Genomic DNA, 24,873 nt, shown 5'->3' with positions numbered 1-24,873 from the left:
CGCCTCACGGGGTGAGGCCGTTGACGCCGCCGGGCAGGCTGAGCAGGTCCACCTCCCGGCCGCCCCACTTCTCGACGACGCGGGCGCTGCGCCGGCCCGAGGCGCAGTAGACCACAACCGGTCCCGGCACGCCCTCGAGTACCTCGGCCAGGGATTCGGCCGTCAGCTCCGAGGCCGGCAGATGCAGATCCGCGCCGGTGGGCAGATCCGCGATGAGCTTCTCGTGGACCTCCCGGACGTCGAGGGCGCGCAGCGAGCCCCCGGCGATGAGGCCGAGCAACCGGGTGGCCTCGGGGTGGGGGCCCGGCCGGTCCGCCGCGGCGCAGGCGCCGTAGCCATAAAAATCCCGCAGCCGCCTGACCGCTGCGCGGCCCGGGTCCCGGCGCACGCGCAGGCTGCTTAACGACGCCCGCAGCGCCTCATAGCTGAACACCGTGCCAGGGACGACCTCGCCCAGCCCGGTGATCAGCTTGATCGTCTCGGTCGCCATCAGCGACGCCAGCACCGAGGTGGTCACGCCGAGCACGCCGGCCGTGGCGCAGTCGGGGACCGAGTCGGCGGCGGGTTGGACCGGGAAGAGGTCGCGCAGGCCGGGGGAGTCCTCCGGCGCGCCCGGTCCGGAGTGCCAGACCGCGAACTGCCCGGAGTAGCGCAGGACCGTGCCCCAGACCAGCGGTACGCCGGTGATCTCGGCGGCGTCGGCGACGAGGTACTTGGTGGCGAAGGTGTCGGAGCCGTCGAGGATGACGTCGACGCCCTCGAGCGCCGCCAGGATGGTGGCCGGGGTCAGCCGTTCCCGGACGGCCTCGATCTCCAGACCCGGCTGGAGCGCGCGCAGCCGCTCGGCGGCCGCCGCCACCTTGGGACGGCCGACGTCATCGACGCCGAAGAGGATCTGGCGGTGGATGTTGCTGAGGCTGACGGTGTCGTCGTCGTAGAGACGGACCCGGCCCAGTCCGCTGGCCACCAGCGTCTGCAGCGCGGGGCAGCCCAGTCCACCGGCCCCGACGACGAGCACGCGCGCCTGGTTGAGCCGCCGCGCCTGGCCGATGCCGAAACCGGGGAGGTTGAGTTGGCGGGCGATTCTGCGCAGCTCGGTGCGGTCCACTACAGCACCTCGTCGGCCCAGCTGGCCAGGCCCTGGAAAGAGGAGGAGGCGAGCGCGTGCTCGCGCTTCGGAATCCGGCCGGCGCCCCGCGCCAGACGCCCGGCCTCGACGGCGTGCCGCATCGCCCGTGCCATGGCGACCGGGTCCTGGGAACGATTGATGGCGCTGGCCAGGAGGACCCCGTCGCAGCCGAGCTCCATGGCCAGGGTCGCGTCGGAGGCGGTGCCCACGCCGGCGTCAAGGAGGATCGGGACGCGGGCGCGGGAGCAGATCAGCTCGATGTTGTGGGGGTTGAGTACGCCCAGGCCGGTGCCGATCGGGGAACCGAGCGGCATGACCGCAGCCACGCCCGCGTCCTCGAGACGGGTGGCGGCGACCGGGTCGTCGGAGGTGTAGGCCAGCACGGTGAAGCCTTCGGCGACGAGCAGCTCGCAGGCGTCGACGAGCTCGACGACGTCGGGCAGCAGGGTGCGCTCGTCGGCGATGACCTCGACCTTGATCCAGTCGGTGTCGAGCGCCTCGCGCGCGAGCCGCGCGGTGATGACCGCGTCGCGGGCGGTGCGGCAGCCGGCGGTGTTGGGCAGCGGGTCGATGTCCAGGCGGCGCAGCAGGTCGAAGACGGATTCGCCGGTCGAGCCGGTCCGGCCGGCGTGACGACGCATGGCGACGGTGGTCAGCCCGGTTCCGGAGGCCACCAGCGCTTCTTCGAGAATGTCGTGGCTGGTCGCGCCGCCGGTGCCCATGACCAGGTGGGAGTCGAAGGTCTTGTCGGCGATGGTGAGCATCTATCCCCCCTGGACCGCGGTGAGAAGATCGACGGTGGCGCCCTCGTCGACGACGGTGGACTCCCAGGTGCTGGCGGGGACGACCTCGCCGTCGATGGCGACGGCCACGCCGGAGCGGGAGCCGACCTCGGCGTCGACGAGTTCGGCGACGGTGGGGCCGGCCTCCGCGTCGCGGGGCTGGCCGTTGTAGATGTAGCGCATGTCTTCCTTTACTGGTGTCGGAGTGGGGCGGCGGCGGAGAGGTCGGTGCCCGGGTCCTCGCCGTGGACGAGGCGGGCGCCGTCGCGCGCGCCGAGGGCCGCCAGCAGGATGCCGTGGCGGAAGTAGCCGGTCGAGACCACGAGTCCCTCACTGACCCGGCCCAGGTAGGGCAGGTCATCCGGGGTCCCGGGCCGCGCGCCGGCGGTGATTTCGAGCAGCGTGGTCTCCTCGACGCCCGGCACGAGCGCCACCGCGTCGCGGATGAGGTCGTAGGCGCCGCCCAGGCGCGGCTGCGGGCGGTCGTCCTCCCGCGAGGTGGCGCCCAGCGCGATCGTGCCGTCGCTGCGGGGGATGAGGTAGACGGGGCGGTCCTCGACGAAGCCGCGGATGACCCGGCCCACAAGCGGGCGCAGGTACTCCGGAACGCCGAGGCGCAGGATGTCGCCGTAGACCGGGCGCAGCCGGAGCGGGTTCTCACCCCGGTACCAGCCGTCGATCCGCGCGGCGCCGAGGCCGGCGGCCAGGACCACCTGGTCGGCGTCGTAGGAGCCCCGGGCGCCGATGACCCGGGCCCCCTCGATGCGCGTCACGGCGTCCCGGACGATCTCGGCGCCGCCGGAGCTCAGCGCGTCGAGCAGTGCGGCGCACAGCAGACGGGGATTGACCTGGTGGTCGCCTGGAATCGAGACCGCCCCGGCCAGGCGCGGGGCCAGCGCAGGCTCCATCCCCCGGGCCTCGCGCACGCTGAGCCGCTCGACCGCCATGCCCTGGACGTGCTGGTAGGCCATGAGCTCGGCGAGGTGCTCCGCGTCGGCGCGGTCGTGGGCAACGACGAGAGTGCCCTCGGTGCGGTAGCCGGTGGGCAGATCCGTGCGGGCGGCCAGGCGTTGAAGCAGCGCGGGGTAGGCGCGGGCCGAGTCGACCATGAGCGGAAAGAGCGGCTCCTGTCGGTACTGGACTTCCGCGGAGGGCGCGAGCATGCCGCCGGCGTGGTGGCTCGACCCGCCGGCCGGATCCGGGTCGAGGAGGCGGACCTGGTCGCCTCGTTCCATGAGCTCGAAGGCGGTGGCCAGGCCGATGACGCCGGCGCCGATGACGGTGACCCTCATCGCGTGAACTCCGTGACCACCCGGCGGGCGTACCCCTCCGGATCCGCGGCGTTCATCAGCCCGCGGACGATGGCGGCGCCGGCGACGCCGGTCGCGGCCAGATCGGCGGCGTCGTCGACGGTGACGTCGCCGATGGCCACCATCGGCACCGGGCAGGCGGCCACCAGCTCCGGATAGGCGGCCAGCCCGAGGGGCGCGCGGCCGGACTCCTTCGTGGGCGTCGCCCGGAAGGGGCCGCAGCCGACGTAGTCGATCACGTCGCTGACCGGTTCGACGGCCCGGACCAGTTCCATGGTCCCGGTGGTCAACCCGATGATCGCCTCGGGTCCCAGGAGTCGGCGTACGTCGCGCACGTCGAGATCGTCCTGGCCGACGTGCACGCCGTGGACGTTCTCCCCGCGCCGCATGAGCAGCGCCGCCACGTCGGCGCGGTCGTCGACGAGCACCCTGGTGGTGGGGTTGGCCACGGCCACGGCCCGGGCCACGGCCTGGGTCAGCGCGGTGAGAGCTCGCGCGCTGATGGGTTTGCTGCGCACCTGCACCACACCGGCACCGCCGCGGGCGGCGGCGGCGGCGACGTCGACGACGACGCGCTCCGGCGGGGAGCCGGTGACGAGGTAGCAGCGGAGATCGAGTTCTTGCACGGGTCAGGCCTCCTGGTCCCGGTAGATTCGGGAGCCCTGCTCGCGGAACTCGGCGGCTTTGGCGGCCATCCCGCTCTCGGCGGCGGCGGCCACGTCCGGATCCAGCGGCGCACCGATTCCCGGCATGCCGAGCCGGGCGCCGAACTCGTCGCGGATGTCCTGGGAGATGCGCATGGAACAGAACTTTGGTCCGCACATGGAGCAGAAGTGGGCGGTCTTCGCTGGCTCGGCGGGCAGGGTCTCGTCGTGGTACTCGCGGGCGGTGTCCGGGTCCAGGGACAGGGCGAACTGGTCGTTCCAGCGGAACTCGAAGCGCGCCTTGCTCATCGCGTCGTCCCAGTCGCGCGCGCCCGGGTGCCCCTTGGCCACGTCCGCCGCGTGCGCGGCCAGCTTGTAGGTGATGACGCCGGTCTTGACGTCGTCGCGGTTGGGCAGGCCGAGGTGCTCCTTCGGCGTGACGTAGCACAGCATCGCGGTGCCGCCCATGGCGATGGTGGCCGCGCCGATGGCGGAGGTGATGTGGTCGTAACCTGGCGCGATGTCGGTGACCAGCGGGCCGAGGGTGTAGAACGGGGCGTCGCCGCACCAGTCGCGCTCGAGCTCGTTGTTGACCTGGATCTTGTCCAGCGGGACGTGGCCGGGACCCTCGACCATGACCTGGACGTCGTACTCCCAGGCGCGGCGGGTCAGCTCGCCGATGGTCTTGAGCTCGGCGAACTGGGCGGCGTCGTTGGCGTCGGCAAGCGAGCCCGGGCGCAGCCCGTCGCCGAGGGAGAAGGCGACGTCGTAGCGGGCGAAGATCTCGCACAGCTCGTCGAAGTTCTCGTAGAGGAAGGACTCTTTGTGGTGGGCGAGGCACCAGCCGGCCATGATGGAGCCGCCGCGGGAGACGATGCCCGTGACCCGCTCGGTGGTCAGCGGGATGAACGGGAGGCGCACGCCGGCGTGGACGGTCATGTAGCCGACGCCCTGCTCGGCCTGCTCGATGACGGTGTCGCGGAAGATCTCCCAGGTCAGATCCTGGGCGACGCCGCCCACCTTCTCCAGCGCCTGGTAGATCGGGACAGTGCCGATCGGGACGGCGGAGTTGCGGATGATCCACTCGCGGGTGGTGTGGATGTCGTCTCCGGTGGAGAGATCCATGACGGTGTCGGCGCCCCAGCGGGTGGCCCAGCGCAGCTTGGCGACCTCTTCGCGGATCGAGGAGGTGACTGCGGAGTTGCCGATGTTTGCGTTGATCTTGGTGAGGAACTTGCGGCCGATGATCATCGGCTCGGACTCGGGGTGGTTGACGTTCGCGGGGATGATGGCGCGGCCGCGGGCGACCTCGCCGCGGACGAATTCCGGGGAGACGTGCTCGCGCAGGGCGACGTACTCCATCTCGCGGGTGATGACGCCCCGGCGGGCGTAGTGCATCTGGGTGACGGTCTTTCCTTCGCGGGCGCGCAACGGCTCCTGGGCCTCGCCCTGCCACTCCTCGCTGGCGGCGCCGCGGCGGGAGGCGGAGCGGCCGTCGTCGGCCAGGTCGCGTTCGCGGCCGACGTACTCCTCGACGTCGCCGCGGTCGGCGATCCACTCACTGCGCAGGCGTGGCAGTCCGACGGTCTCGTCGCACTCGGGGCCGCGGGTGCGGTAGACGTGGAAGGGCTCGTTGGGGCCGGTGGGGGAGTCGTCGAGCTCGATGCGGGTCTCCGGGACCTCGAGGCCGTCCTGCTTGATCGGTGCGTAGGAGTGCTTCGGGTGGATCTCTGTCTCAACGTGCGTGCGTGCGGACGTGACGGTCATGGACCGTTCCTCTCTTCCTTCGCCGGTGCTAACCGGACAGGTTCAAACGGTGCTCGCGTTCGGCGTCAACGCGATCTCAGCCCGTGCCTCGGGCGCCCGTGGGGGTTCAGGTATTCACTTGGACGTCGCCGCAGTGTCTGGCGGACGACGTGGCACCACTATGGCACAGCGGGGGACGGATGAGCGGGGGCGTGACCCTATTCGGGTGAGCGCGGCGCTGGCCCCGGGCCGCTCCTCCGGGCTCCTCGCGCCAGCCCGTCCGCGGGCGTAGCCTGGTGTGATGAATTCCACCACCGGATACCGCGCCCATCATCCCGCCCGGCGGGTCCTGGTCACCGGCGCCACCGGATACGTCGGCGGCCGGCTCATTCCGGAGCTGCTCAACGCCGGGTTCACGGTGCGTGCCACGTCTCGTCGACTGGAATCGATGCGCCGGTTCGACTGGTTCGACAGCGTGGAGGCGGTGGAGGCGGACCTGACCCGACCGGAGGACCTGGCCGCGCTCATGGCCGACGTCGACGTGGCCTACTACCTCGTCCACTCGATGGGGGCCGGCGTCGTCGATTTCGAGCGCACCGAGGCGTTCGTGGCCGACAACGTCGCCACCGCCGCGGCGGCGGCCGGGGTGGGGCAGCTGGTCTACCTCTCCGGGCTGCACCCGGACCGCGAGCCGGCGGAGCTGAGCAAGCACATGCGCTCCCGGGAGCGGGTGGCGCGGCGTCTGCTGGCCGGGGAGGTCCCGACGCTGGTGTTTCGTGCCGGGGTGATCATCGGGTCGGGCTCGGCGTCCTTCGAGATCATCCGGCACCTGACCGACCGGCTGCCCGTCATGACGGCCCCGAACTGGATCGACAACGACATCGAACCGATCAGTGTCCGGGACGTGCTCTACTACCTGGTGGCCGCCGCGGATCTGCCGTCGCCGGTCAACGACGCCGTGGACATCGGGGGCGGACACGTCTACCAGTTCAAGGAGCTGCTCACCCTGTACGGGAGGGAGCTGGGACTCGAGCGGCGCATCGTCGGCCTGCGCCTGCCCCGCTTCGCCAATGCGGCCTCGGGGCTGTGGATCGGCCTGGTCACGCCGGTTCCCGTGAAACTGGCCATCCCCCTGGCGCAGTCGATGGCGGAGGACGCGGTCACCGCCGACCACCGGGTCGCCGAGATCATCCCCGACCCGCCCGGCGGGCTGGCCGACTATCCGACGGCCGTGCGCCGCGCGCTGGACCGGCAGCGCGACGACGTCATCCCCACCAACTGGCGGGGCGCGTGGGGCGGCTCGGTGATCCCGGAGCAGTCGTTGCCGACGGACCCGGAATGGGCGGGCCGGACGGTGTTCACCGACGAGCGCTCCGGGGAGATCGACGCCCCCGTGGAGGACGTGTTCGCGGTGGTGGAGGGCATCGGCGGGGACAGCGGCTGGTATTCCGTCCCGCTGCTGTGGACGGTGCGCGGAGTCATCGACAAGCTCCTGGGCGGTCCCGGGCTGGGCGGGCGGCGGGACGCGCGCCGGCTGGCGGTCGGGGACCGGCTCGACTGGTGGCGGGTCGAGGCGATCGAGCCGCCGAACCGCCTGATCCTCCGCGCCGAGATGAACGTCGGCGGCACCGCCTGGCTAGTCTTCGACGTCGTCGAGGGCGAGGAAACGGGTACGTCCCGGTACACGCAGACGGCGGTCGACGTCCCCAACGGACTGCTGGGGCGGGCCTACTGGATCGCGCTGCTGCCGTTTCACGCGCTCATCTTCCCCGTGATGCGCGACAACATCCTCCGGGCGGCGCGGGCGCGACGGGAGGCGCGCAGGTCGTGACCCCGGACCGGTGGTTGTTCGATCATCCCTGACGGGGGATTTGGCCCCGTCCGGGAGAGTGTGGGAGAATTGCGCGGTTGACTGCCCAGATTCGCTCTGGTCAGGATGCATCACAGTACACGGATACGAACCGGTTGAGCGCCAGGCGTGAGCCACGGAAATGCCGCCAGGGTCCTCTGTCCCGAATGCACAAAGGAATCATCATGAGCCAGAACAAACTCATCGAGAAGATCGATCAGTCGCAGGTCCGCGACGACATCCCGGATTTCCGTCCGGGTGACACCCTCGACGTTCACGTCAAGGTCATCGAGGGCGCCACCGAGCGTACCCAGCTCTTCAAGGGCTTCGTCGTCCGTCGTCAGGGCTCCGGCATCCGCGAGACCTTCACCGTCCGTAAGGTCTCCTTCGGTATCGGCGTCGAGCGCACCTTCCCGGTTCACTCCCCGAACCTGGCCAAGATCGACGTCGTCCGTCGTGGCGACGTTCGTCGCGCCAAGCTGTACTACATGCGCGAGCTGCGCGGCAAGGCAGCCCGCATCAAGGAGCGCCGCTAGTTCTCGCCCCGGGGGCCACCGGTCCCCGGGTGAGCGGTCACCCGCCGTCGCCAGGTGTCATGCCTGTCGACGGCGGGTTTCACCGTTTCCGGCCCGGCCCGGTTTCTACGGGTCGGTTTTCGCCGAAAAGCTCTCCGGGGGATGGGGCTGGTGTTACGTTGAGGTGGTAATAACCACATCCGGCCCCGTCCTGTGTCGTCCCGCATCCCCCGAGGGGCGGCGCCGGCGGGACCCGAGCCACTGGAGAGCACATGGACCTCATGGAAACCTGGGAGCAGACGCTCGGCGCGGGCCCCCTCCTCGGCATCGCCGCGGCGGGAATCGCGCTGATTCTCATCCTCATCATCAAGTTCAAGCTTCATGCCTTCATCACGCTGGTACTGGTATCCATCCTGACCGCGATCGCCACCGGCATCCCCCTGGGGGCCGTGTACGACGTCTCCATGCAGGGCTTCCGCGCCACCCTGGGTGACGTGGGCATTCTGGTCGGTCTCGGCGCCATGCTGGGCAAACTCATCGAGCACTCCGGCGGCGCCCAGGTGCTGGCCGACACCATGATCAGGCGTTTCGGCGAGAAGAGAGCGCCCCTGGCCCTCGGCGTCGCCGCGCTCTTCCTGGGCTTCCCGATGTTCTTCGACGCGGGCCTGGTCGTCATGCTGCCGATCATCTTCGCCGTGGCCCGGCGTCTCCACGGCCCCATCCTGCTCTACGCCCTGCCCACCGCGGTCGCCTTCTCCGTCATGCACGTCTTCGTTCCGCCGCACCCGGGGCCGGTCGCCGCCTCCACCTTCTTCGGCACCAACCTGGGCCTGCTCATCATCGCCGGCATTCTCATCGCCCTGCCGACCTTCTACGTGACCGGCTACCTCTGGGGCAAGTTCGTCGCCAGGAGGTATCCCTTCACCACCGTCGCCGGTGCGATCTTCGGCCGGGAAACCGAGGAGATCAAGAATCCGCCGAAGGTCGGCACGGTCATCGCCATGCTCCTGCTGCCGATGCTGCTCATCTTCCTCAACACCGGCGTCGACTTCGCCACCAAAGCGGGCCTGGTCACCGGGGAGGAAATGTGGGCGGAGGCCTTCACCATGCTTGGCAAGTCCGGCGTCGCTCTGCTGATCTCCGTCCTGGTCGCCATCCCCGTCCTGGGAACCCGTCGCGGCACCACCGGCACCGCCCTGGAGAAGCTCCTCGACTCCGCGCTCGGCCCGATCGCCTCGGTCGTCTTCATCACCGGCGCCGGCGGCATGTACGGCGGGGTCCTGCGCTCCTCCGGAATCGGTGACGCGCTGGCCGACGTCCTCAACGGCATCGGCATTCCGGTCATCCTCGCCGTCTACCTGGTTGCCGCCATCCTGCGCGTCGCCCAGGGCTCCGCCACTGTCGCGCTGACCACCGCCGCCGGCCTCATGGCCCCGGCCGTGCTCGCCGGCGGCTACTCCGACATGCAGATCGTCGCCATCACCATCGCCTGCGCCGCCGGCTCCGTCATCGCCTCCCACGTCAACGACTCCGGCTTCTGGCTGGTCGGCCGGCTCTTTGGCATGGACGTCAAAACCACGCTGCGCACGTGGACGGTGCAGCAGACTTTCGAATCGCTCATGGCCTTCGTTCTGGCGGCCGCGCTCTTCCTCATCTTCTGACGCGCCGACGACGCCCGGGGCAGCGTCCGCCGGACCCGGTTTCCTGAGGGGCTGCCCCGGTTACGCCCGGGGGCCGACTAGGCTGCATCTCCATGACACACGAACACGGAGAAGCGGCCACCGAGAAGACCGGCGTCATGCCCGCCTGGCTGGAGACGATCGTCGTTTTTCTCGCCACCCTGGTGGTTCTCGGCCTGGTCTCCACGTTCGTCGGCCGCATGTACGTCATTCCCTCAGCCTCGATGGAGCCGACGCTGCACGGTTGCGCGGGCTGCACCGGCGACCGCATCGTCGCTGAGAAGATCAGCTACTACGCCTCCGACCCCGAACCGGGTGACGTCATCGTCTTCGCCGGCACCGACTCCTGGAACGCGGGCTGGAGCGCGAACCGCTCCGACAACCCCGTCATTTACGGTCTGCAGGAGGTCGGTGAGTTCGTCGGCTTCGTCGCCCCCGACGAAAACATCCTGGTCAAGCGCATCATCGCTGAAGGGGGTCAGACCGTGTCCTGCCAGGCGGGCGACCCGGCCGTGATGGTCGACGGACAGCCCACCGACCACTCCTACACCCTGCAGCCGGCCGAGTACCCGGTGGACCCGGCGGTCGGCTCCGAGGCCTGCGGCGGCATGTACTTCGGGCCGGTCGAGGTCCCCGAGGGCACCTACTTCATGATGGGCGACAACCGCACCAACTCCCTGGACTCTCGCTACCACACCAACGACCCCTACAACGGCGCGATCCCGGAGGAGAACGTCCGCGGGAAGGTCCAGTGGATCGTCTTCCCCTTCAGCCGTATCGGCGCCGTGGCCGACCCGGCGATTCAGCCCCAGCAGGCCGCCTAGGGCTAAGGTTTCCTCCCGTGACTACCTCAGCCTTCCAGAACCCGCGCCGGGGTCCCCGCGACCGACGACGCCGGACGGGGGAGACCGGGCGGCCCTGGTACCGCGACTACCTCTACTCCGTTCTCTGGGCGTTCGTCCTGCTGGCGGTTTTCTACGCGCTGATCGGCCGTCTCTACGTCATCCCCTCCGGATCGATGGAGCCGACGCTGCACGGCTGCGAGGGCTGCACCGGAGACCGGATCTTCGTGGAGAAGGTGTCCTACCGCTTCTCCGACCCGGAACCGGGTGACGTGGTGGTCTACGAGGGCACCGAGTCCTGGAACACGGCCTACACCTCGAACCGCTCCGAGAATGTCGCGGTGCGCACGATGCAGAACCTAGGGTCCTACTTCGGCATCGTCGCACCTGACGAGAACAACCTGGTCAAACGCGTCATCGCCACCGGCGGTCAGACCGTGTCCTGCCAGGAGGACGATCCGGCCGTCATGGTCGACGGGGCGCCGATCGACCAGTCCTACACGCTGGCGCCGGCGGAATACCAGATCAACCCGGCCACCGGCTCCGAGGCCTGCGGCGGCGACTACTTCGGCCCGATCACCGTCCCGGCGAACTCCTACTGGCTGATGGGCGACAACCGCACCAACTCCATGGACTCGCGCTACCACGTCGGAGACCCGCATCAGGGCGCCATTCCCGAGGAGAACATCCGCGGCAAAGTCCGCTGGATCGTCCTGCCCTTCAGCCGCGTCGGCGGCGTCGACGACCCGGACATCCAGCCCCAGCAGTCCTGATGCGCCGGTTGAAACAATTGCGCACCTGGGAGGTCGCGCTGTCCAGGGCTGGGCTGGGGCCGGTCGCCGGCGTCGACGAGGCCGGACGCGGGGCCTGCGCCGGGCCGATCACGATCGCCGCGTGCGTGATGCCGGACCGCACCATCGCCGAACTCGATCGACTCACCGACTCCAAGAAGCTCACCCCGACGCTGCGTGAGAAGCTCTACCCCCTGGTCACGAAGTACGCGGTGGCCTGGTCCGTCGTCTCCATCGACAACCGGGCCATCGATGAGCGCGGAATCCAGACCGCCAACATCGACGGCATGCGCCGGGCCGTCGCCCTCCTCGACCCCGCCCCCGGTTACGTCCTCACCGACGCCTGGCACGTGCCGGGGCTGACCGTCCCGCACATCGGCATGCTGGGCGGCGACCAGACCGCCCGCTGCATCGCCGCAGCCAGCGTCATCGCGAAAGTCACCCGTGACCGACTCATGGGCGAGCTTGCCGACGCCCACCCCAACTACGGCTTCGCCGGGCACAAGGGCTATTCCACGAAGACCCACCTGGATGCGGTGCGCCACCACGGGGCCAGCCCCGTCCACCGATACACTTATGCCAACGTTGCCAGGGCCCACGCAGAATACCTGGCAGACCAGTCGTTAAACCCCGAGGAGGCAGGCACGTGAGCGCAGAAGAGCTCGACAACTACGAAGCTGAGGTGGAGCTGTCCCTGTACCGCGAGTACCGGGACGTCGTCAGCCAGTTCTCCTACGTGGTGGAGACCGAACGACGTTTCTACCTGGCCAACGCCGTCGAACTTATCCCGCACACCCAGGGCCCGGACGTCTACTACGAGGTCCGCATGTCCGACGCCTGGGTCTGGGACATGTACCGTTCCGCCCGCTTCGTGCGCTACGCCCGCGTCATCACCTACAAGGACGTCAACATCGAGGAACTGGACAAGCCGGACATTCTCCCGCCCAAGTAGCGGCTGCAGACGTCGGACGGACTCGTATGCTGGTGGCGTGACCGCGCACGAGCACATCCTGTCCCGCCCGGGCGAATCGACCGTGTTCCACCTCGATTCGACCTGGTGGATTCCGGCTGCGGAGGACCGGGTCTGGGAAGTGCTCGCCGAGATCTCCTCATGGTCGCAGTGGTGGCACGGGATGACGCGCAGCCTCCGACGGGACGGCACCGCCTGGCTCGAGGTCCGCAGCCCACTGGGGTATCGGCTCAATCTCGTGCTCACCCTTCTGAGCGAGACTCCGCGCCACAGCGCCCGATTCACGGTGGACGGTGACCTGCGCGGCGTCGGCAGCGTCCTCACCGCTGCCCACGGCAGCGGAACCCGGGTCGACATCATGTGGTGCGTGGTGACCAGGCGTCGCCTGATCGGGAGGTTCCGGCTGCTGGCACGGTGGGCGCATGCGGTGGTCATGGCGGCCGGTCGCCGCGGGCTACGGAGGGCCACCGAATCGTAGACGTCTGGGGGAGATTGCGCGCGCACCGCCGGGCTGGCCTGTGGACAGGTTCGTCCGGCGGTGGCGTTGTCCACAGGCCCGGTCGTGCCGTTCCTCCGGTGTCCCGGTCCCGTGCCATGCTGCGGACACAGACCAGCACAGAGACTCGGGGGAGTTCATGGCAACCAGCACCACCAACTCGGAACTGGGGCGACGGGGCGAGGACGCCGCCGCCGCCCACTACATCAGTCAGGGATACGTCCTGCTCGACCGCAATGTCCGCTACGACGTGGGGGAGCTCGACCTCGTCCTCCGGTCGCCGGGCGGTGAAGTCGTCTTCGTCGAGGTCAAGACCCGCTCTGGCCGGGGGTTCGGGGGAGCGGAGGCCGTCAGCGGTCGGAAGTTCGCCCGTATGCGCCGCACGGCCGCCCGCTGGCTGGGCGGTCGGCACTGGCAGGCGTGCCGTTTCGACGTCGCAGAACTCGTCGTCTCCCGCACGACCGGGGACGAGTTCGATGTGACCCTCTACGAGGGAGTCGACAGTGGCGCTCGCTAGCACCCTGACCACCGCGCTCGATGGAGTCACCGCCCGCCCGGTCACCGTCGAGGCCAACATCGGCCCCGGGCTGCCCGGGATGTACGTCGTCGGGCTCGGTGACGCCGCCGTGCGTGAATCGCGCGACCGAATCCGCACCGCCGTCGCCAACAGCACGCTGGAGTGGCCCAAGACCAAGATCGTCGTCTCCCTGTCGCCAGCCGACCTGCCCAAGGCCGGCTCCCACTTTGACTTGCCCATCGCCCTCTCGGTGCTCGCCGCCCGGGACCCCTTCGCCGCCCGTCGGCTTGCCGACGCGCTCGTCCTCGGCGAACTCGGCCTGGACGGCAGCGTCAGACCCGTGTCCGGGGTGCTCCCGGCGCTGCTCGCCGCCCGGGACCGCGGCAACGCTGTGCGGACCGTGGTCATCCCCGCCGGCAACGCCGCGGAGGCGGCGCTGCTGGCCGGACACGACGTCCTGCTGGCGCAGTCGCTGGCCGAGGTCTGGTGCTGGGCCGTCGGCGAGGGGGAGCTGCCCCGCGCCGGGCGCTCCGGCACGGCGGCGCAGCGGCCACCGGCCGCCGACTTCGCCGACATCGCCGGCCAGCCGGGCGCCCGCCGGGCCGCCGAGATCGCGGCCGCGGGAGGACACCACCTGCTCATGATCGGACCACCCGGCTCGGGCAAGTCCATGATCGCCGAACGGCTCCCGTCAATCCTTCCGCCCCTGACCCAGACCCAGTCCATTGAGGCCACCGCCGTCCATTCCGTCGCCGGCATGGTGGACGCCGCCGTCCGCCACGCCCCCTTCGTCGCGCCCCACCACTCGGTGACCAGGGCAGCCCTGCTCGGCGGCGGGGCGGGGCACCCGCGCCCCGGCGCCGTCAGCCTCGCCCACCACGGCATCCTCTTCCTCGACGAAGCCAGCGAGATACCGGCCCGCGTCCTCGACGGACTCCGCACGCCCCTGGAGCACGGCCGGGTCCGCATCATCAGGGCGCGCCGGGAGGTCACTTTCCCGGCCCGCTTCCAGCTGATTCTGGCCGCCAACCCCTGCCTGTGCGGCGCGGAGAAGCCCACCTCCTGCACCTGCACGTCGGCGCAGCGGGCGGGCTACCTCGCCAACCTCTCGGGCCCGCTGCGGGACCGCCTGGACATGACCGTCCACCTCGGACTGGCGGGGGCGGTGGTCAACGCGGAGGGGGAGGAGCCCAGCGCCACCATCGCCGCCCGTGTCGGGGCGGCCCGCGAGCGGGCCCAGCACCGCTGGGGACGCCACCACCTCCGGGCGCTGGTCAACGGCGACGTGGCCGGGGCGCACCTGCGCCGTCACGCACCTGCCGACGAGGCGGGGATGGCGCTGATCTCCGCCTACCTCGCGGACGGGGCGATCAGCCAACGCGGCGTCGACAAGACGCTGCGGCTGGCCTGGACCATCTGCGACCTCGACGCCGCCGGCCGGCCCGACATCGATCACGTCGCGCGGGCCCTGGAACTGCGTGCCGGGGCGGAGGTGACGGCATGATCGCCCGCCACGCCTGGGCCTACCTCAACCGGGTCGTCGAGGGGCCCTCTCGCCCGCTGCAGGCGCTGCTCGCATCCGGACGTGACGCCGAGGAGATCGCCCACGGCGTCCGCACACGGACGTCCTGGCTCGGCGAACTCGGTCCCGCAACCGAGGCCCGCCACGCCTGGAACCGGGCGGCGGAGGACCTGGAACTCGCCCACGCCGCCGGCGTGCGGCTCCTCACGCCCGAAGACGAGGAATGGCCGACCGAGCAGCTGGACCTGGCCTTCGGCTTCGCCGCCAGCGGACTGAGCCCCCACCTGCGCTCCCACCAGGCCGACGCCGTCCCGCCCCACGCCCTGTGGGTCCGGGGTGCCCCGCTGCAACCGTTACTGGCCCAGGCCGTGGCAGTGGTGGGAACCCGCACGGCCACCGCCTACGGGCGTGAGGCCACCCGCCTCATCGTCGCCGGGCTGGCCGCGCACCAGTGGACCATCGTCTCCGGCGGGGCCAAGGGTGTGGACGCCATCGCCCACGAGACGGCCCTCGCGGTCCCGGGGAAAACCATCGCAGTGGCCGCCTGCGGCCTCGACCGCGACTACCCGGCGGCCCACACGGATCTGTTCGGGCGAATCGTGCGTTCCGGGTCCGCGATGATCAGCGAGTACCCGCCCGGTACGACCCCGCAACGTCACCGCTTCCTCACCCGCAACCGGCTGGTCGCGGCCCTGACCCGGGGAACGGTGTGCACCCAGGCGCCCTGGCGCTCCGGTGCGCTCAACACGATGTCCTGGGCGGAGGGCCTGGGGAAGGTGGCCATGGCGGTGCCCGGGCCGGTCACGACCAACGACAACGTGGGGTGTCACACCCGAATCCGGGAGGGCCGGGCGGAGCTGGTGGCCACCGCCGACGACGTGAGGTCGTTGCTGGAAACTGTCGGCAGCGTCGACCCGGACGGGCAGTATGAGATGGCCTTCGGGCCCAGCGTCGTGCAGGCCCTGTCGAGGAACGAACTGCGCGTCTACGACGCACTGACCGTCAGCGCCGCCCGCGACGCCAATGCGATCGCCGTCGACGCCGGACTGACGATCGCGCTGACCGTCCACCTGCTGGTCGAACTGGAGCGCAAGTCTCTCGTCCGCAGAGAGGGGACTACCTGGCGCCGCGCCGCGGACTGACCCGGATGGACCGGGACGGGAACGCCGGGCGCGGCGCTACACTGGGAAAACATGAGTGCACGCCCAACCGAACAGGACCCGCGGCCGACGGGCCAGGTCGCAGAGGCCGTCGAGGACTTCGCTGAGTACCAGCGACTGGTCCTCGGACGCTCCGAAGCCACCGTCAAGGCATACCGTGGCGACCTGCTCAGCCTGGCCGAGTACGTCCCCAGTTTCGAACAGTTCACGCTGAACCGGCTTCGTTCCTGGTTGTCGATCGCGGTGGAGAAGGGCCAGGCCCGCGCAACACTGGCACGCAAGACTTCGGCCGCGAGAACCTTCTCCGCCTGGGCGGTGCGCCAGGGACACCTCCGAACGGACGTCGCGGCACGACTGGCCACCCCCAAGCGTCATCGCCACCTGCCTGCGGTGGCCTCGCGGGAGGGGGCGGCGGACCTAATCGCCGCGCCGGACCAGCACACTCCCGAAGGGCTGCGCGACGCGGCGATGCTGGAGCTGCTCTACGCCACCGGCATGCGCGTCGGGGAGCTTGTCGGCCTTGACGTCGGGGACGTGGATCTGGTGCGCTGCGTGGCCCGCGTTACCGGCAAGGGCAACAAACAGCGGACCGTGCCTTTCGGTGAGCCTGCCGCCGACGCCATCGAGGCGTGGCTGGGCCGGGGGCGGCGGGAGCTGGTCAGTGCGCGCACCGCCGACGAGGCGCTCTTCCTCGGGGCCCGGGGCGGGAGGATTGATCAGCGCCAGGTCCGCCGCGTGGTGGAGGCTGCCGCCTCCGAAAGCGGGGCGGGGGAGCTGAGCCCGCACAGCCTGCGGCACTCGGCGGCGACGCACCTGCTCGAGGGCGGGGCTGACCTGCGAATCGTCCAGGAAATGCTGGGCCACGCCAGCTTGTCGACCACCCAGGTCTACACGCACGTGTCCGCGGAGAGGCTCAGGCACGTCTTTCAGCAGGCTCATCCGCGGGCCTGACAGAGGGGCTGGGGATGGACAGCCCCACCACCCCGAAACCGACGGCCATCAACCCGAAGGCCACGGCGTTGACCCACTGGCCGACCAGAGCGTAAAAGGCGGCGGCGGAGAAGCCTGCCAGGCATGAGACCAGCCACGAGAGCCTGGAAGCGGGAATACTGAGCGAATTGAGTCTGATGGCCCCGCAGATCGGGCCGGCGGCCATCAGCATCGTCGAGACTCCCGCGCCCAGCGAGCGCGAGAGCAGCGCCCACCCCATCACCCCGAAACCCACGGCCATGAGCGTATAGGCCAGCCGGAGGAGGGGTGTGGTCTGCATAACACAACTCTAAATCACTTCTAGAGCGGCTTCAATCGAATCGTCGGCCTGGCCAGCAGAATGAGTGGATTGAGGTAGGTGTCGGGGGCAGTCCGGGCGCCCCAGTGCAGACCGTCGTCGCCGCCGGGGTGGAGACCCAGGCGGCCGATGACCTGGCCCTCGGTGACGGTGTCGCCGGCCGCGACGAGCGGCTGGACCGGCTGGTAGGTGGTACGGATGCCGTCCGGGTGCTCGATCGAGACCACGGGCATCCCCGCCACGTGGCCAGCGTGGGCGACGACGCCGTCTGCGGCGGCCAGGACGTCGGCGCCGACCGCCAGCGCGAGGTCGACGCCGCGGTGGCCCGGGAGCCAGTTCTGGGCGGGGATGTCCGCGGCGCGGAGGACGGCGCGGGCCCGGTCCTCGCCGGAGGTCGGGTCCACGTACGCGTTCGCGGCGGGGGCGAAGGCCGAGAGCGCGAGGACGCAGAAGGTCGATGCCAGCAGCAGGATTCGCATGCCGCCAGCCTCGCCGACGCCGGTTGCTGTCGCTGGCCAGTTGCGCGAACCTGGGGAGAACCCGGCCGACGTGGTCGTTCGTCCACAGCCTGGGCGGGCTCCGTTTGGCCGGGCGGGGAAGAAAGGATAAGCTCTGGGCCAGCAGTGTGCTCTCTTGGCGTTTGCCCGGGGAAACCGCTGACTACGCGCGGCGAAGTGCCGGATGATTCCGGTTCCGCCACCGACGTGGTCCTGAACTACTCGAGGAAGCCCCTCCACCGGGGCTAATCAAGTATGTCGGGTGTTGGTGGTCAGTTTGTCGCCAGGGTGCAGGACAACAGCATTTCCGCTCGCGGAACTGACAAAACCCGCACGTTCAATGTCAACCGAAACTATCTCTACAAGGAGAAATCCCATGGCAGTCGTAACCATGCGCGAGCTCCTCGACGCTGGTGTCCACTTCGGTCACCAGACCCGTCGCTGGAACCCGAAGATGAAGCGCTTCATCTTCACCGACCGTAACGGCATCTACATCATCGACCTGCAGCAGACGCTGACCTACATCGATGAGGCATACCAGTTCGTCAAGGAGACCGTCGCCCACGGTGGCAACATTCTCTTCGTCGGCACCAAGAAGCAGGCTCAGGAAGCAGTCCAGGAAGAGGCAGACCGCGTCGGTATGCCGTACGTCAACCACCGCTGGCTCGGCGGCATGCTGACGAACTTCCAGACCGTCTCCAAGCGCCTGAAGCGTCTCCATGAGCTGCGCGCCATGGAGGAGGCCGAGGACGGCTACAAGGGTCGCGGCAAGAAGGAAATCCTCATGCTCGACCGCGAGCGCGTCAAGCTGGAGCGCACCCTGGGTGGCATCTCCGACATGACGAAGGTCCCCTCCGCCATGTGGGTCATCGACACCAACAAGGAGCACATCGCGATCGCCGAGGCTCACAAGCTGAACATCCCGGTCGTCGCTGTCCTGGACACCAACTGTGACCCGGACGTCGTCAACTTCCCGATTCCGGGCAACGACGACGCCATCCGCTCCAACAAGATCCTGACCCACGTGATCGGCGAGGCCGTCATCGCTGGCAAGCAGGCTCGCGAGGAGCGCGCCCTGGCCAAGTCCCGCGAGCAGGCCGGTGACACCGACGAGAAGGCCGCTGCCGACGCTGAGGCCGCCCAGGCCGCCGTCGCCGCCGCTGACGTCGAGGCTCACGACGCCGCTGAGGCCGCTCAGTCCGTCGAGGCTGCTGCAACCGAGTAAACCTCGGACTCCTTCGTCACCCCTCACCGCCCCTGGGCGGTGAGGGGTGACGTCGATCCTGGGCCCTTTCCGCCCTCCCACTCGCTGAGTGGGGCCGGCAGCGGGGGACAGGCCCATCCGCCGGGGGCGGACCCCACGAGAGACCGAGCAGGCGTCGCCGGACGGCCCCGGCGCCCCTGGCCCGGTGGGCCGACAGCCGACGGTGGGAAGGTGGGGCCGGGGCGTCGCCAAGCGGGCGTTGCCGGCGAGCCGTCGCCCGGGATGATCGAGGTGTGCGGCGTGGGCCGAACCTGACCGCGGCCACCGGGGAGACCCCGCGACGCCGGAGCCGGGGGACTGGGCCGTCCTGGTCCTCGACCCCGTCGATCGTCTTTGAGACGGCCAGGGTATAAAGGGATGGTCGGTGCCCGAGGAGCTGCTGACGATCCCGTAGACTTACGGTCCGGTGCGTCGGCACGCGCCCGGAAACGGGCGAGCAGACGCGGCGTAGGCTACGCTTTTTCCACCGATACCTGTTCCTATTCCGGGACTCAGGCTTCCAGGACCCATATAAGGAGGACGCCCAACAATGGCGAACTACACTGCTGCAGACGTCAAGAAGCTGCGCGATACCACTGGTGCAGGCATGCTCGATTGCAAGAAGGCCCTCGACGAGGCTGGCGGCGATTTCGACAAGGCCGTCGAGATTCTGCGTGTCCAGGGCGCCAAGGACGTCGGCAAGCGTGCTGACCGCAACGCTCTCGAGGGCCTCGTCGCCGTCTCCGGCAACACCATGGTCGAGATCAACTCCGAGACCGACTTCGTCGCCAAGAACGCCGAGTTCATCGAGTTCGCCAACAAGGTCGCCGAGGCTGCCGCCGCGGTCAAGGCCAACTCCGCCGAGGAGCTCCTGGCCGCCGACATCGACGGTCAGACCGTCGAGCAGGCCCTGACCGAGATGTCCGCCAAGATCGGCGAGAAGCTCGAGGCGCGCCGTGCCGTCACCGTCGAGGGCGAGAACCTCGAGGTCTACCTGCACCAGCGTTCCGCCGACCTGCCGCCCGCAGTCGGCGTCCTGGTCGCCTACACCGGCTCCGGTGACGCAGCCGTCGAAGGCGCCCACAACGTCGCTCTGCAGATCGCCGCCCTCAAGGCTCAGTACCTGACCCGCGAGGACGTCCCGGCTGAGGCCGTCGAGAAGGAGCGCTCCGTCGCCGAGCAGATCACCCGCGAGGAGGGCAAGCCGGAGCAGGCCATCCCGAAGATCGTCGAAGGCCGTCTCAACGGCTTCTACAAGGACGTCGTCCTGCTGGAGCAGGCCTCCGTCGCCGATTCCAAGAAGTCCGTCAAGCAGGTCGCTGACGACGCCGGCATCGAGATCACCCGCTTCGAGCGCTTCGAGGTCGGCCAGGCTTAAGCCCGCCACCTCCCCGCTGTAGACACCCAGTGCCCCGGGACGTGTGTCCGGCTTCATGCCGGTCGCGTCGCCGGGGCATAAGTGTGTTCGGACCTGCCTACCGGTACGATGAATCCCGACCGCTCGCAGCGCCCCGGCACCGTGGCGGCCCCTGAACCCGGGGGTCGGCGCCCGCCGGAACGGCCCGACGTTTTCGACCCCCCAAGGAGACCCCACGGTGACCATCCCGTCTGACCAGGATCACGGCACGGACAACACGGACAACAATCAGCGCGGCTACAAGCGCGTGATGCTCAAACTGGGCGGTGAGATGTTCGGCGGCGGAACCGTCGGCATCGACCCGGACGTCGTCGACAATGTCGCGGAGCAGATCGCCGAGGTCGCCCGCACCGGCGCCGAGATCGCCGTGGTCATCGGCGGCGGAAACTTCTTCCGTGGCGCAGAGCTGCAGCAGCGTGGCATGGACCGTGCCCGTTCCGACTACATGGGCATGCTCGGCACCGTCATGAACTCCCTGGCACTGCAGGACTTCCTCCAGCAGAAGGGCGTCGACTGTCGCGTGCAGACCTCCATCAACATGGCCCAGATCGCCGAGCCCTACCTGCCGTTGCGTGCCGACCGGCACCTGGAGAAGGGCCGCGTGGTCATCTTCGGCGCAGGCATGGGCATGCCCTACTTCTCCACGGACACCACCGCCGCCCAGCGTGCCCTCGAGATCGGCTGTGACGTCCTCTTCCTGGCCAAGGCCGTCGACGGCGTCTACGACTCCGATCCCCGCACGAACCCCGACGCGAAGCTCTACCACCGGATCACCCCGCGCGAGGTCATCGAGCAGGGCCTCAAGGTCGCCGACGCCACCGCGTTCAGCCTGTGCATGGACAACGACATGCCGATCCTGGTGTTCAACCTGCTGGAGCAGGGCAACATCGCCCGCGCCGTCGCCGGCGAGCAGATCGGCACGCTGGTCTCCTCCCAGGTCGCCTCCTAGCACGGGGCTCGCCCGGTCCCGGGATCTCGCGCCATTACCCGGGCGCGGGACGACGAGGCCGTATCCTGGGGTGATGGAGTCACGTGCGACCCAGCCCCGACCCCGCTTACTGAGCATCCACAAGAGTTAAGGACGAAACAGATGATCAAGGACACCATCGCCAACGCCAAGCAGTCCATGACCGCCACCGTTGAGCACACCCGTGAGGATATGCAGACCATCCGCACCGGTCGCGCGAACCCGAACATGTTCAACGGCCTGGTCGCCGAGTTCTACGGTTCGCTGACCCCGATCCCGCAGATGGCGTCGATCACCGCGCCCGAGCCGCGCATGCTGCTGGTCAAGCCCTATGACCCCTCCACCATGAATGAGATCGAGAACGCCATCCGCAACTCGGACCTCGGCGTCAACCCGACCAACGACGGCCAGGTCCTGCGCGTGACCATCCCGCAGCTGACCGAGGAGCGTCGTAAGGACATGGTCAAGCTGGCCAAGTCCAAGGGGGAGGAGGGCAAGGTCGCCATCCGCAACATCCGGCGAAAGGGCATGGACACGATCAAGAAGGCCGTCAAGGACGGCGAGATCGGCGAGGATGAGGGCAAGTCCGGTGAGGAGGAGCTCGACAAGGTCACCAATGACTTCGTCAAGAAGGTCGACGAGGTCGTGGCCCTCAAGGAAAAGGAGCTGATGGAGGTCTAGGACCTTCATCGGTGGGGGACTGACCCCATTGAGCTCCCCGCCCACCCCGCCGGAGAAACCTCCGGCGGGACAATCATGTCAAGGAGGACCCGTTGAGCCCGGACAGCGACTCCCCGGTGGCGGATCAATCAGACACCCATCCGGGCACGGACCGCGTCACCCGCCTGACCAGGCTGACGAAGATAGGCGGCCATCTCAAGCCCGCCAAGGAGATCAACCCGGGCCGCAACCTGCCGGTCGCCATCGGGGTCAGCGTCGTCCTCGGCGCGCTGGTTCTGCTGTCGGTGTGGATCGGGCCGAGGGCCTGGTACCCGCTCGTGGCCGTGGCGATGGCCGCCGCGATGTGGGAGGTTCTCACCCGCCTGCGGGAGCGGGGAATCCAGCTGCCGAAGTGGCGGATGATTCTGCTCGGTCAGGTGATCGTCTGGATTTCCTGGCCACTCGGCGCGGCCGGCGTGCTCGGCGCCGCCGCGGCCTCGGCGCTGGTGCTGATGTTTTCGCGGCTGTTCCATCACGGCCGGCACGCGCCTCCGCAGAACTATCTCCGGGACTCGGCCTACGGGCTGTTCGTCCTGACCTGGATTCCGGTCTTCGGGTCCTTCGCGGCGATGATCTCCAGGCTCGATTCCCACGGCGTCGCCCCGGGGCTCTACATCATCACGTTCATGGCCTGTGTCATCGCCTCCGACACCGGCGGTTACACGGCCGGGGTCCTCTTCGGCCGTCGGCCGATGGTGCCCGCGATCAGCCCTTCCAAGACATGGGAGGGGGCGGCGGGTTCCGCCGTGGGCGGTGCCGTGGTGGGCGCGCTCACCGTCCACTTCCTCCTCGACGACCGCTGGTGGCTCGGCGTCATCCTGGGCCTGGCGCTGGTCGTCAGTGCGATCATGGGTGACCTGGTGGAGTCCCAGTTCAAGCGCGAAGTGGGGATCAAGGACATGTCCCAGATCCTGCCCGGGCACGGTGGCCTCATGGACAGGTTGGACGGCATGCTGCCCTCCGCCGTCGTCACCTGGATCCTGCTCAGCGCCGTCGGCGCTTTGCCGATGGCCTAGTGCACGAAGGTAGCGGCCCCGTGGATCCTCCGATCGGCGGGGCCGCTTCGTTCTCTGCTCGGCCTGTCGACGCTAATGGGCCGCCTTTTTGACCTGGCGGCGCAGCTCGAACATGCGCAGCCCGCCCACGAGCGCCATGATCAGCGCCCCGGCGATCGCGGAGAAGAGGTAGGCGATTCCCGCGGGCAGCTGGAAGGACCAGGCGAAGAGGTTGATGTCCACCTGCTCCTGGTTCTGGAGGATGAACACCAGCAGCAGGATCAGGAGGATGGCCCCGAGGATGAGGGCGGCCCAGGTGCCAGCCGCCACGGACCCCTTGACCTTGGGCGCTTTTTCGGTGGCCGGCTCCACCGGCGGCTCCACCGGCGCCGGGTGCGGCGCGAGGTCCCGGCTCGGCTGCTCGACCGGGGCGGGCTCGGATCCGGGGAAAGGCATCTGGGCACCGTCGGCGAAAGTGTCGTTCGGTTCGTAGCCCTCGGTGAAGGATTCCGTGCCGAAGGAATCAGATCCGTCTCGTTCGGGTTGATCGGGGTAGCGACTGTCGCGGTTCATGCGCTCCATTTAAGCCGTTGTAGGCTCAGGCGTGCATCACCTCCGGCCGTGACGAGGCCCAACGATTCGATAACGACCACCCCCACGTGGGAGGATGAACCCTGTTATGGCTGAACCAGTAAAACTTCAATTCACCGCGCCCAAGCACGGCATGCCGGAGAAGCACTTCGCCGACTACACCGAGGACCAGCGCGTAGAGCTGCTCGGTGAGATGGGCCTGCCCAAGTTCCGCGCCAACCAAATCGCCAAGCACTACTACCAGCGCTACGAGGCGGACCCGTCGACGATGTCGGATCTCCCCGCCGCCGCGCGCACCGAGGTCGCCGAGAAGATGTTCCCCGTGCTCATGGACCCGGTCCGGGAGCACGCCACCGATGACGGGCACACCACCAAGGCCCTGTGGCGCCTCAACGACGGCACCCTGCTCGAGTCCGTCCTCATGCGTTATCCGGAGCGCGCCACCCTGTGCATCTCCTCCCAGGCCGGCTGCGGCATGAACTGTCCGTTCTGCGCCACCGGGCAGAGCGGCCTGGACCGCAACCTCTCCATGGGCGAGATGGTCGAGCAGGTCCGCCACGCCGCCGCCACGATGCATGCGGAGGGCGGACGCCTGTCCAACGTGGTCTTCATGGGCATGGGGGAGCCGATGGCCAACTATAAGCGCATGATCTCGACCGTCCGCCAGATCACCAGTCCGGCCCCGCACGGCTTCGGAATCTCTGCACGCAACGTCACCGTTTCCACGGTCGGCCTCGCGCCGCAGATCCGGCTCCTGGCTGACGAGGGCATTCCGGTCACCCTGGCGATCTCCCTGCACACCCCGGACGACGAGCTGCGTGACACGCTCGTGCCGATCAACACCCGCTTCTCCGTCGAGGAGGTGTTGGACGCGGCCAAGTACTACGTCGAGAAGACCGGTCGACGCGTCTCCATCGAGTACGCGCTCATCCGCGACATCAACGATCAGGACTTCCGCGCCGACATGCTCGGCCGCAAGCTGCGTCAGGCGCTCGGCCACCTCGTCCACGTCAACCTCATCCCGCTGAACCCGACCCCGGGCTCCCAGTGGGACGCCGCGCCGAAGGAGCGTCAGGACGAGTTCGTCCGCCGCGTCCGCGCCCAAGGAGTCACCTGCACCGTGCGGGACACCAAGGGCCAGGAGATCGCGGCCGCCTGCGGCCAGCTGGCGGCCGAGGAGAACGCCGTCGGCTGACAGCGGGC

The 24,873-nt window shown here is 69.2% G+C and carries 27 protein-coding genes and 1 riboswitch; of the genes, 18 read left to right on the top strand and 9 right to left on the bottom strand.

Annotated elements, in window-relative coordinates; all coding sequences use genetic code 11:
• Window positions 1-4: 4 nt before the first annotated feature.
• From CGUA_RS08140 to thiC, 6 genes are all read right to left on the bottom strand, one after another.
• Window positions 5-1,108: a ThiF family adenylyltransferase gene (locus CGUA_RS08140; RefSeq protein ID WP_290194558.1), complete on the bottom strand. Its 1,104-nt coding sequence runs from the start codon at window positions 1,106-1,108 to the stop codon at window positions 5-7.
• Complete coding sequence (locus tag CGUA_RS08135; RefSeq protein WP_290194556.1) at window positions 1,108-1,893, bottom strand: thiazole synthase; 786 nt, start codon at window positions 1,891-1,893, stop codon at window positions 1,108-1,110. The genes CGUA_RS08140 and CGUA_RS08135 overlap by 1 nt, the downstream gene beginning before the upstream one ends.
• Window positions 1,894-2,094, bottom strand: coding sequence for a sulfur carrier protein ThiS (gene thiS, locus CGUA_RS08130; RefSeq protein ID WP_290194554.1), 201 nt, complete (start codon window positions 2,092-2,094; stop codon window positions 1,894-1,896).
• Between the two features lie 8 nt (window positions 2,095-2,102).
• The gene (gene thiO, locus CGUA_RS08125) at window positions 2,103-3,203 is read right to left on the bottom strand and encodes a glycine oxidase ThiO (protein WP_290194552.1); all 1,101 of its coding nucleotides are present in this window, start codon (window positions 3,201-3,203) and stop codon (window positions 2,103-2,105) included.
• The gene (locus CGUA_RS08120) at window positions 3,200-3,847 is read right to left on the bottom strand and encodes a thiamine phosphate synthase (RefSeq protein ID WP_290194551.1); all 648 of its coding nucleotides are present in this window, start codon (window positions 3,845-3,847) and stop codon (window positions 3,200-3,202) included. The genes thiO and CGUA_RS08120 overlap by 4 nt, the downstream gene beginning before the upstream one ends.
• Before the next feature lie 3 nt (window positions 3,848-3,850).
• Entirely contained in the window at window positions 3,851-5,632 is a 1,782-nt protein-coding gene (thiC, locus tag CGUA_RS08115) for a phosphomethylpyrimidine synthase ThiC (RefSeq protein ID WP_290194550.1), read from the bottom strand.
• Window positions 5,630-5,742: riboswitch (TPP riboswitch) on the bottom strand. (Overlaps the previous gene by 3 nt.)
• Before the next feature lie 170 nt (window positions 5,743-5,912).
• On the opposite strand from thiC, the gene CGUA_RS08110 reads away from it, so the two are divergent.
• From CGUA_RS08110 to CGUA_RS08055, 12 genes are all read left to right on the top strand, one after another.
• The gene (locus CGUA_RS08110; RefSeq protein WP_290194549.1) at window positions 5,913-7,442 is read left to right on the top strand and encodes an SDR family oxidoreductase; all 1,530 of its coding nucleotides are present in this window, start codon (window positions 5,913-5,915) and stop codon (window positions 7,440-7,442) included.
• 203 nt (window positions 7,443-7,645) lie between these two features.
• Window positions 7,646-7,996, top strand: coding sequence for a 50S ribosomal protein L19 (gene rplS / locus CGUA_RS08105; RefSeq protein WP_290194548.1), 351 nt, complete (start codon window positions 7,646-7,648; stop codon window positions 7,994-7,996).
• 260 nt (window positions 7,997-8,256) lie between these two features.
• The gene (locus CGUA_RS08100; RefSeq protein ID WP_290198351.1) at window positions 8,257-9,636 is read left to right on the top strand and encodes a GntP family permease; all 1,380 of its coding nucleotides are present in this window, start codon (window positions 8,257-8,259) and stop codon (window positions 9,634-9,636) included.
• Between the two features lie 92 nt (window positions 9,637-9,728).
• Window positions 9,729-10,478: a signal peptidase I gene (gene lepB / locus CGUA_RS08095; protein WP_290194546.1), complete on the top strand. Its 750-nt coding sequence runs from the start codon at window positions 9,729-9,731 to the stop codon at window positions 10,476-10,478.
• Between the two features lie 17 nt (window positions 10,479-10,495).
• Window positions 10,496-11,269 carry a signal peptidase I gene (lepB, locus tag CGUA_RS08090; RefSeq protein WP_290194544.1) on the top strand — a complete coding sequence of 258 codons (774 nt, stop codon included), beginning with the start codon at window positions 10,496-10,498 and terminating at the stop codon, window positions 11,267-11,269.
• Window positions 11,269-11,937, top strand: a complete 669-nt coding sequence (locus CGUA_RS08085) for a ribonuclease HII (protein WP_290194543.1) — start codon at window positions 11,269-11,271, stop codon at window positions 11,935-11,937. The genes lepB (CGUA_RS08090) and CGUA_RS08085 overlap by 1 nt, the downstream gene beginning before the upstream one ends.
• A complete protein-coding gene (locus CGUA_RS08080) occupies window positions 11,934-12,239 on the top strand; it encodes a DUF2469 domain-containing protein (RefSeq protein ID WP_290194541.1) in 306 nt (101 codons plus the stop codon). Before CGUA_RS08085 ends, CGUA_RS08080 begins: the two co-directional genes overlap by 4 nt.
• Window positions 12,240-12,276: 37 nt before the next feature.
• Complete coding sequence (locus tag CGUA_RS08075) at window positions 12,277-12,735, top strand: SRPBCC family protein (protein WP_290194539.1); 459 nt, start codon at window positions 12,277-12,279, stop codon at window positions 12,733-12,735.
• Window positions 12,736-12,892: 157 nt separating this feature from the next.
• Complete coding sequence (locus CGUA_RS08070) at window positions 12,893-13,270, top strand: YraN family protein (protein ID WP_290194537.1); 378 nt, start codon at window positions 12,893-12,895, stop codon at window positions 13,268-13,270.
• Window positions 13,257-14,774, top strand: a complete 1,518-nt coding sequence (locus CGUA_RS08065) for a YifB family Mg chelatase-like AAA ATPase (protein WP_290194535.1) — start codon at window positions 13,257-13,259, stop codon at window positions 14,772-14,774. The genes CGUA_RS08070 and CGUA_RS08065 overlap by 14 nt, the downstream gene beginning before the upstream one ends.
• A complete protein-coding gene (dprA, locus tag CGUA_RS08060; RefSeq protein ID WP_290194533.1) occupies window positions 14,771-15,934 on the top strand; it encodes a DNA-processing protein DprA in 1,164 nt (387 codons plus the stop codon). Before CGUA_RS08065 ends, dprA begins: the two co-directional genes overlap by 4 nt.
• A 51-nt stretch (window positions 15,935-15,985) precedes the next feature.
• The gene (locus tag CGUA_RS08055) at window positions 15,986-16,903 is read left to right on the top strand and encodes a tyrosine recombinase XerC (RefSeq protein WP_290194532.1); all 918 of its coding nucleotides are present in this window, start codon (window positions 15,986-15,988) and stop codon (window positions 16,901-16,903) included.
• Here CGUA_RS08055 and CGUA_RS08050 read toward each other — a convergent pair.
• Window positions 16,866-17,222, bottom strand: a complete 357-nt coding sequence (locus CGUA_RS08050) for a hypothetical protein (protein ID WP_290194530.1) — start codon at window positions 17,220-17,222, stop codon at window positions 16,866-16,868. The two genes, CGUA_RS08055 and CGUA_RS08050, sit on opposite strands and share 38 nt — an antisense overlap.
• A gap of 20 nt (window positions 17,223-17,242) precedes the next feature.
• Complete coding sequence (locus CGUA_RS08045) at window positions 17,243-17,719, bottom strand: M23 family metallopeptidase (RefSeq protein WP_290194528.1); 477 nt, start codon at window positions 17,717-17,719, stop codon at window positions 17,243-17,245.
• Window positions 17,720-18,113: 394 nt separating this feature from the next.
• Between CGUA_RS08045 and rpsB the strand changes: the two genes are divergently transcribed.
• The 5 genes from rpsB to CGUA_RS08020 all read left to right on the top strand — a co-directional run bounded on the left by rpsB (window position 18,114) and on the right by CGUA_RS08020 (window position 23,100).
• Window positions 18,114-18,962, top strand: coding sequence for a 30S ribosomal protein S2 (rpsB, locus tag CGUA_RS08040; RefSeq protein ID WP_290194526.1), 849 nt, complete (start codon window positions 18,114-18,116; stop codon window positions 18,960-18,962).
• A gap of 568 nt (window positions 18,963-19,530) precedes the next feature.
• Window positions 19,531-20,358 carry a translation elongation factor Ts gene (tsf, locus tag CGUA_RS08035; protein ID WP_290194525.1) on the top strand — a complete coding sequence of 276 codons (828 nt, stop codon included), beginning with the start codon at window positions 19,531-19,533 and terminating at the stop codon, window positions 20,356-20,358.
• A gap of 289 nt (window positions 20,359-20,647) precedes the next feature.
• A complete protein-coding gene (gene pyrH / locus CGUA_RS08030) occupies window positions 20,648-21,346 on the top strand; it encodes a UMP kinase (protein ID WP_290198350.1) in 699 nt (232 codons plus the stop codon).
• A 141-nt stretch (window positions 21,347-21,487) separates the two neighbouring features.
• On the top strand, window positions 21,488-22,045 hold the full coding sequence (gene frr, locus CGUA_RS08025) for a ribosome recycling factor (RefSeq protein WP_290194522.1): 558 nt from the start codon (window positions 21,488-21,490) through the stop codon (window positions 22,043-22,045).
• A gap of 164 nt (window positions 22,046-22,209) precedes the next feature.
• Window positions 22,210-23,100 carry a phosphatidate cytidylyltransferase gene (locus tag CGUA_RS08020; protein WP_290198349.1) on the top strand — a complete coding sequence of 297 codons (891 nt, stop codon included), beginning with the start codon at window positions 22,210-22,212 and terminating at the stop codon, window positions 23,098-23,100.
• Between the two features lie 72 nt (window positions 23,101-23,172).
• Here the strand turns inward: CGUA_RS08020 and CGUA_RS08015 are convergent, their stop codons facing one another.
• Window positions 23,173-23,535 (bottom strand): LapA family protein, encoded by a 363-nt coding sequence (locus CGUA_RS08015; RefSeq protein WP_374725072.1) that lies wholly within the window; start codon window positions 23,533-23,535, stop codon window positions 23,173-23,175.
• Window positions 23,536-23,758: 223 nt separating this feature from the next.
• On the opposite strand from CGUA_RS08015, the gene rlmN reads away from it, so the two are divergent.
• Complete coding sequence (gene rlmN / locus CGUA_RS08010) at window positions 23,759-24,865, top strand: dual-specificity RNA methyltransferase RlmN (protein ID WP_290194520.1); 1,107 nt, start codon at window positions 23,759-23,761, stop codon at window positions 24,863-24,865.
• The last annotated feature ends 8 nt before the right edge of the window (window positions 24,866-24,873 follow it).

Source organism: Corynebacterium guangdongense, assembly GCF_030408915.1.
GTDB classification, from domain to species: domain Bacteria; phylum Actinomycetota; class Actinomycetes; order Mycobacteriales; family Mycobacteriaceae; genus Corynebacterium; species Corynebacterium guangdongense.
The sequence above is the reverse complement of the archived record's forward strand: the minus strand, read 5'-3'. Positions and strand labels throughout refer to the sequence as shown.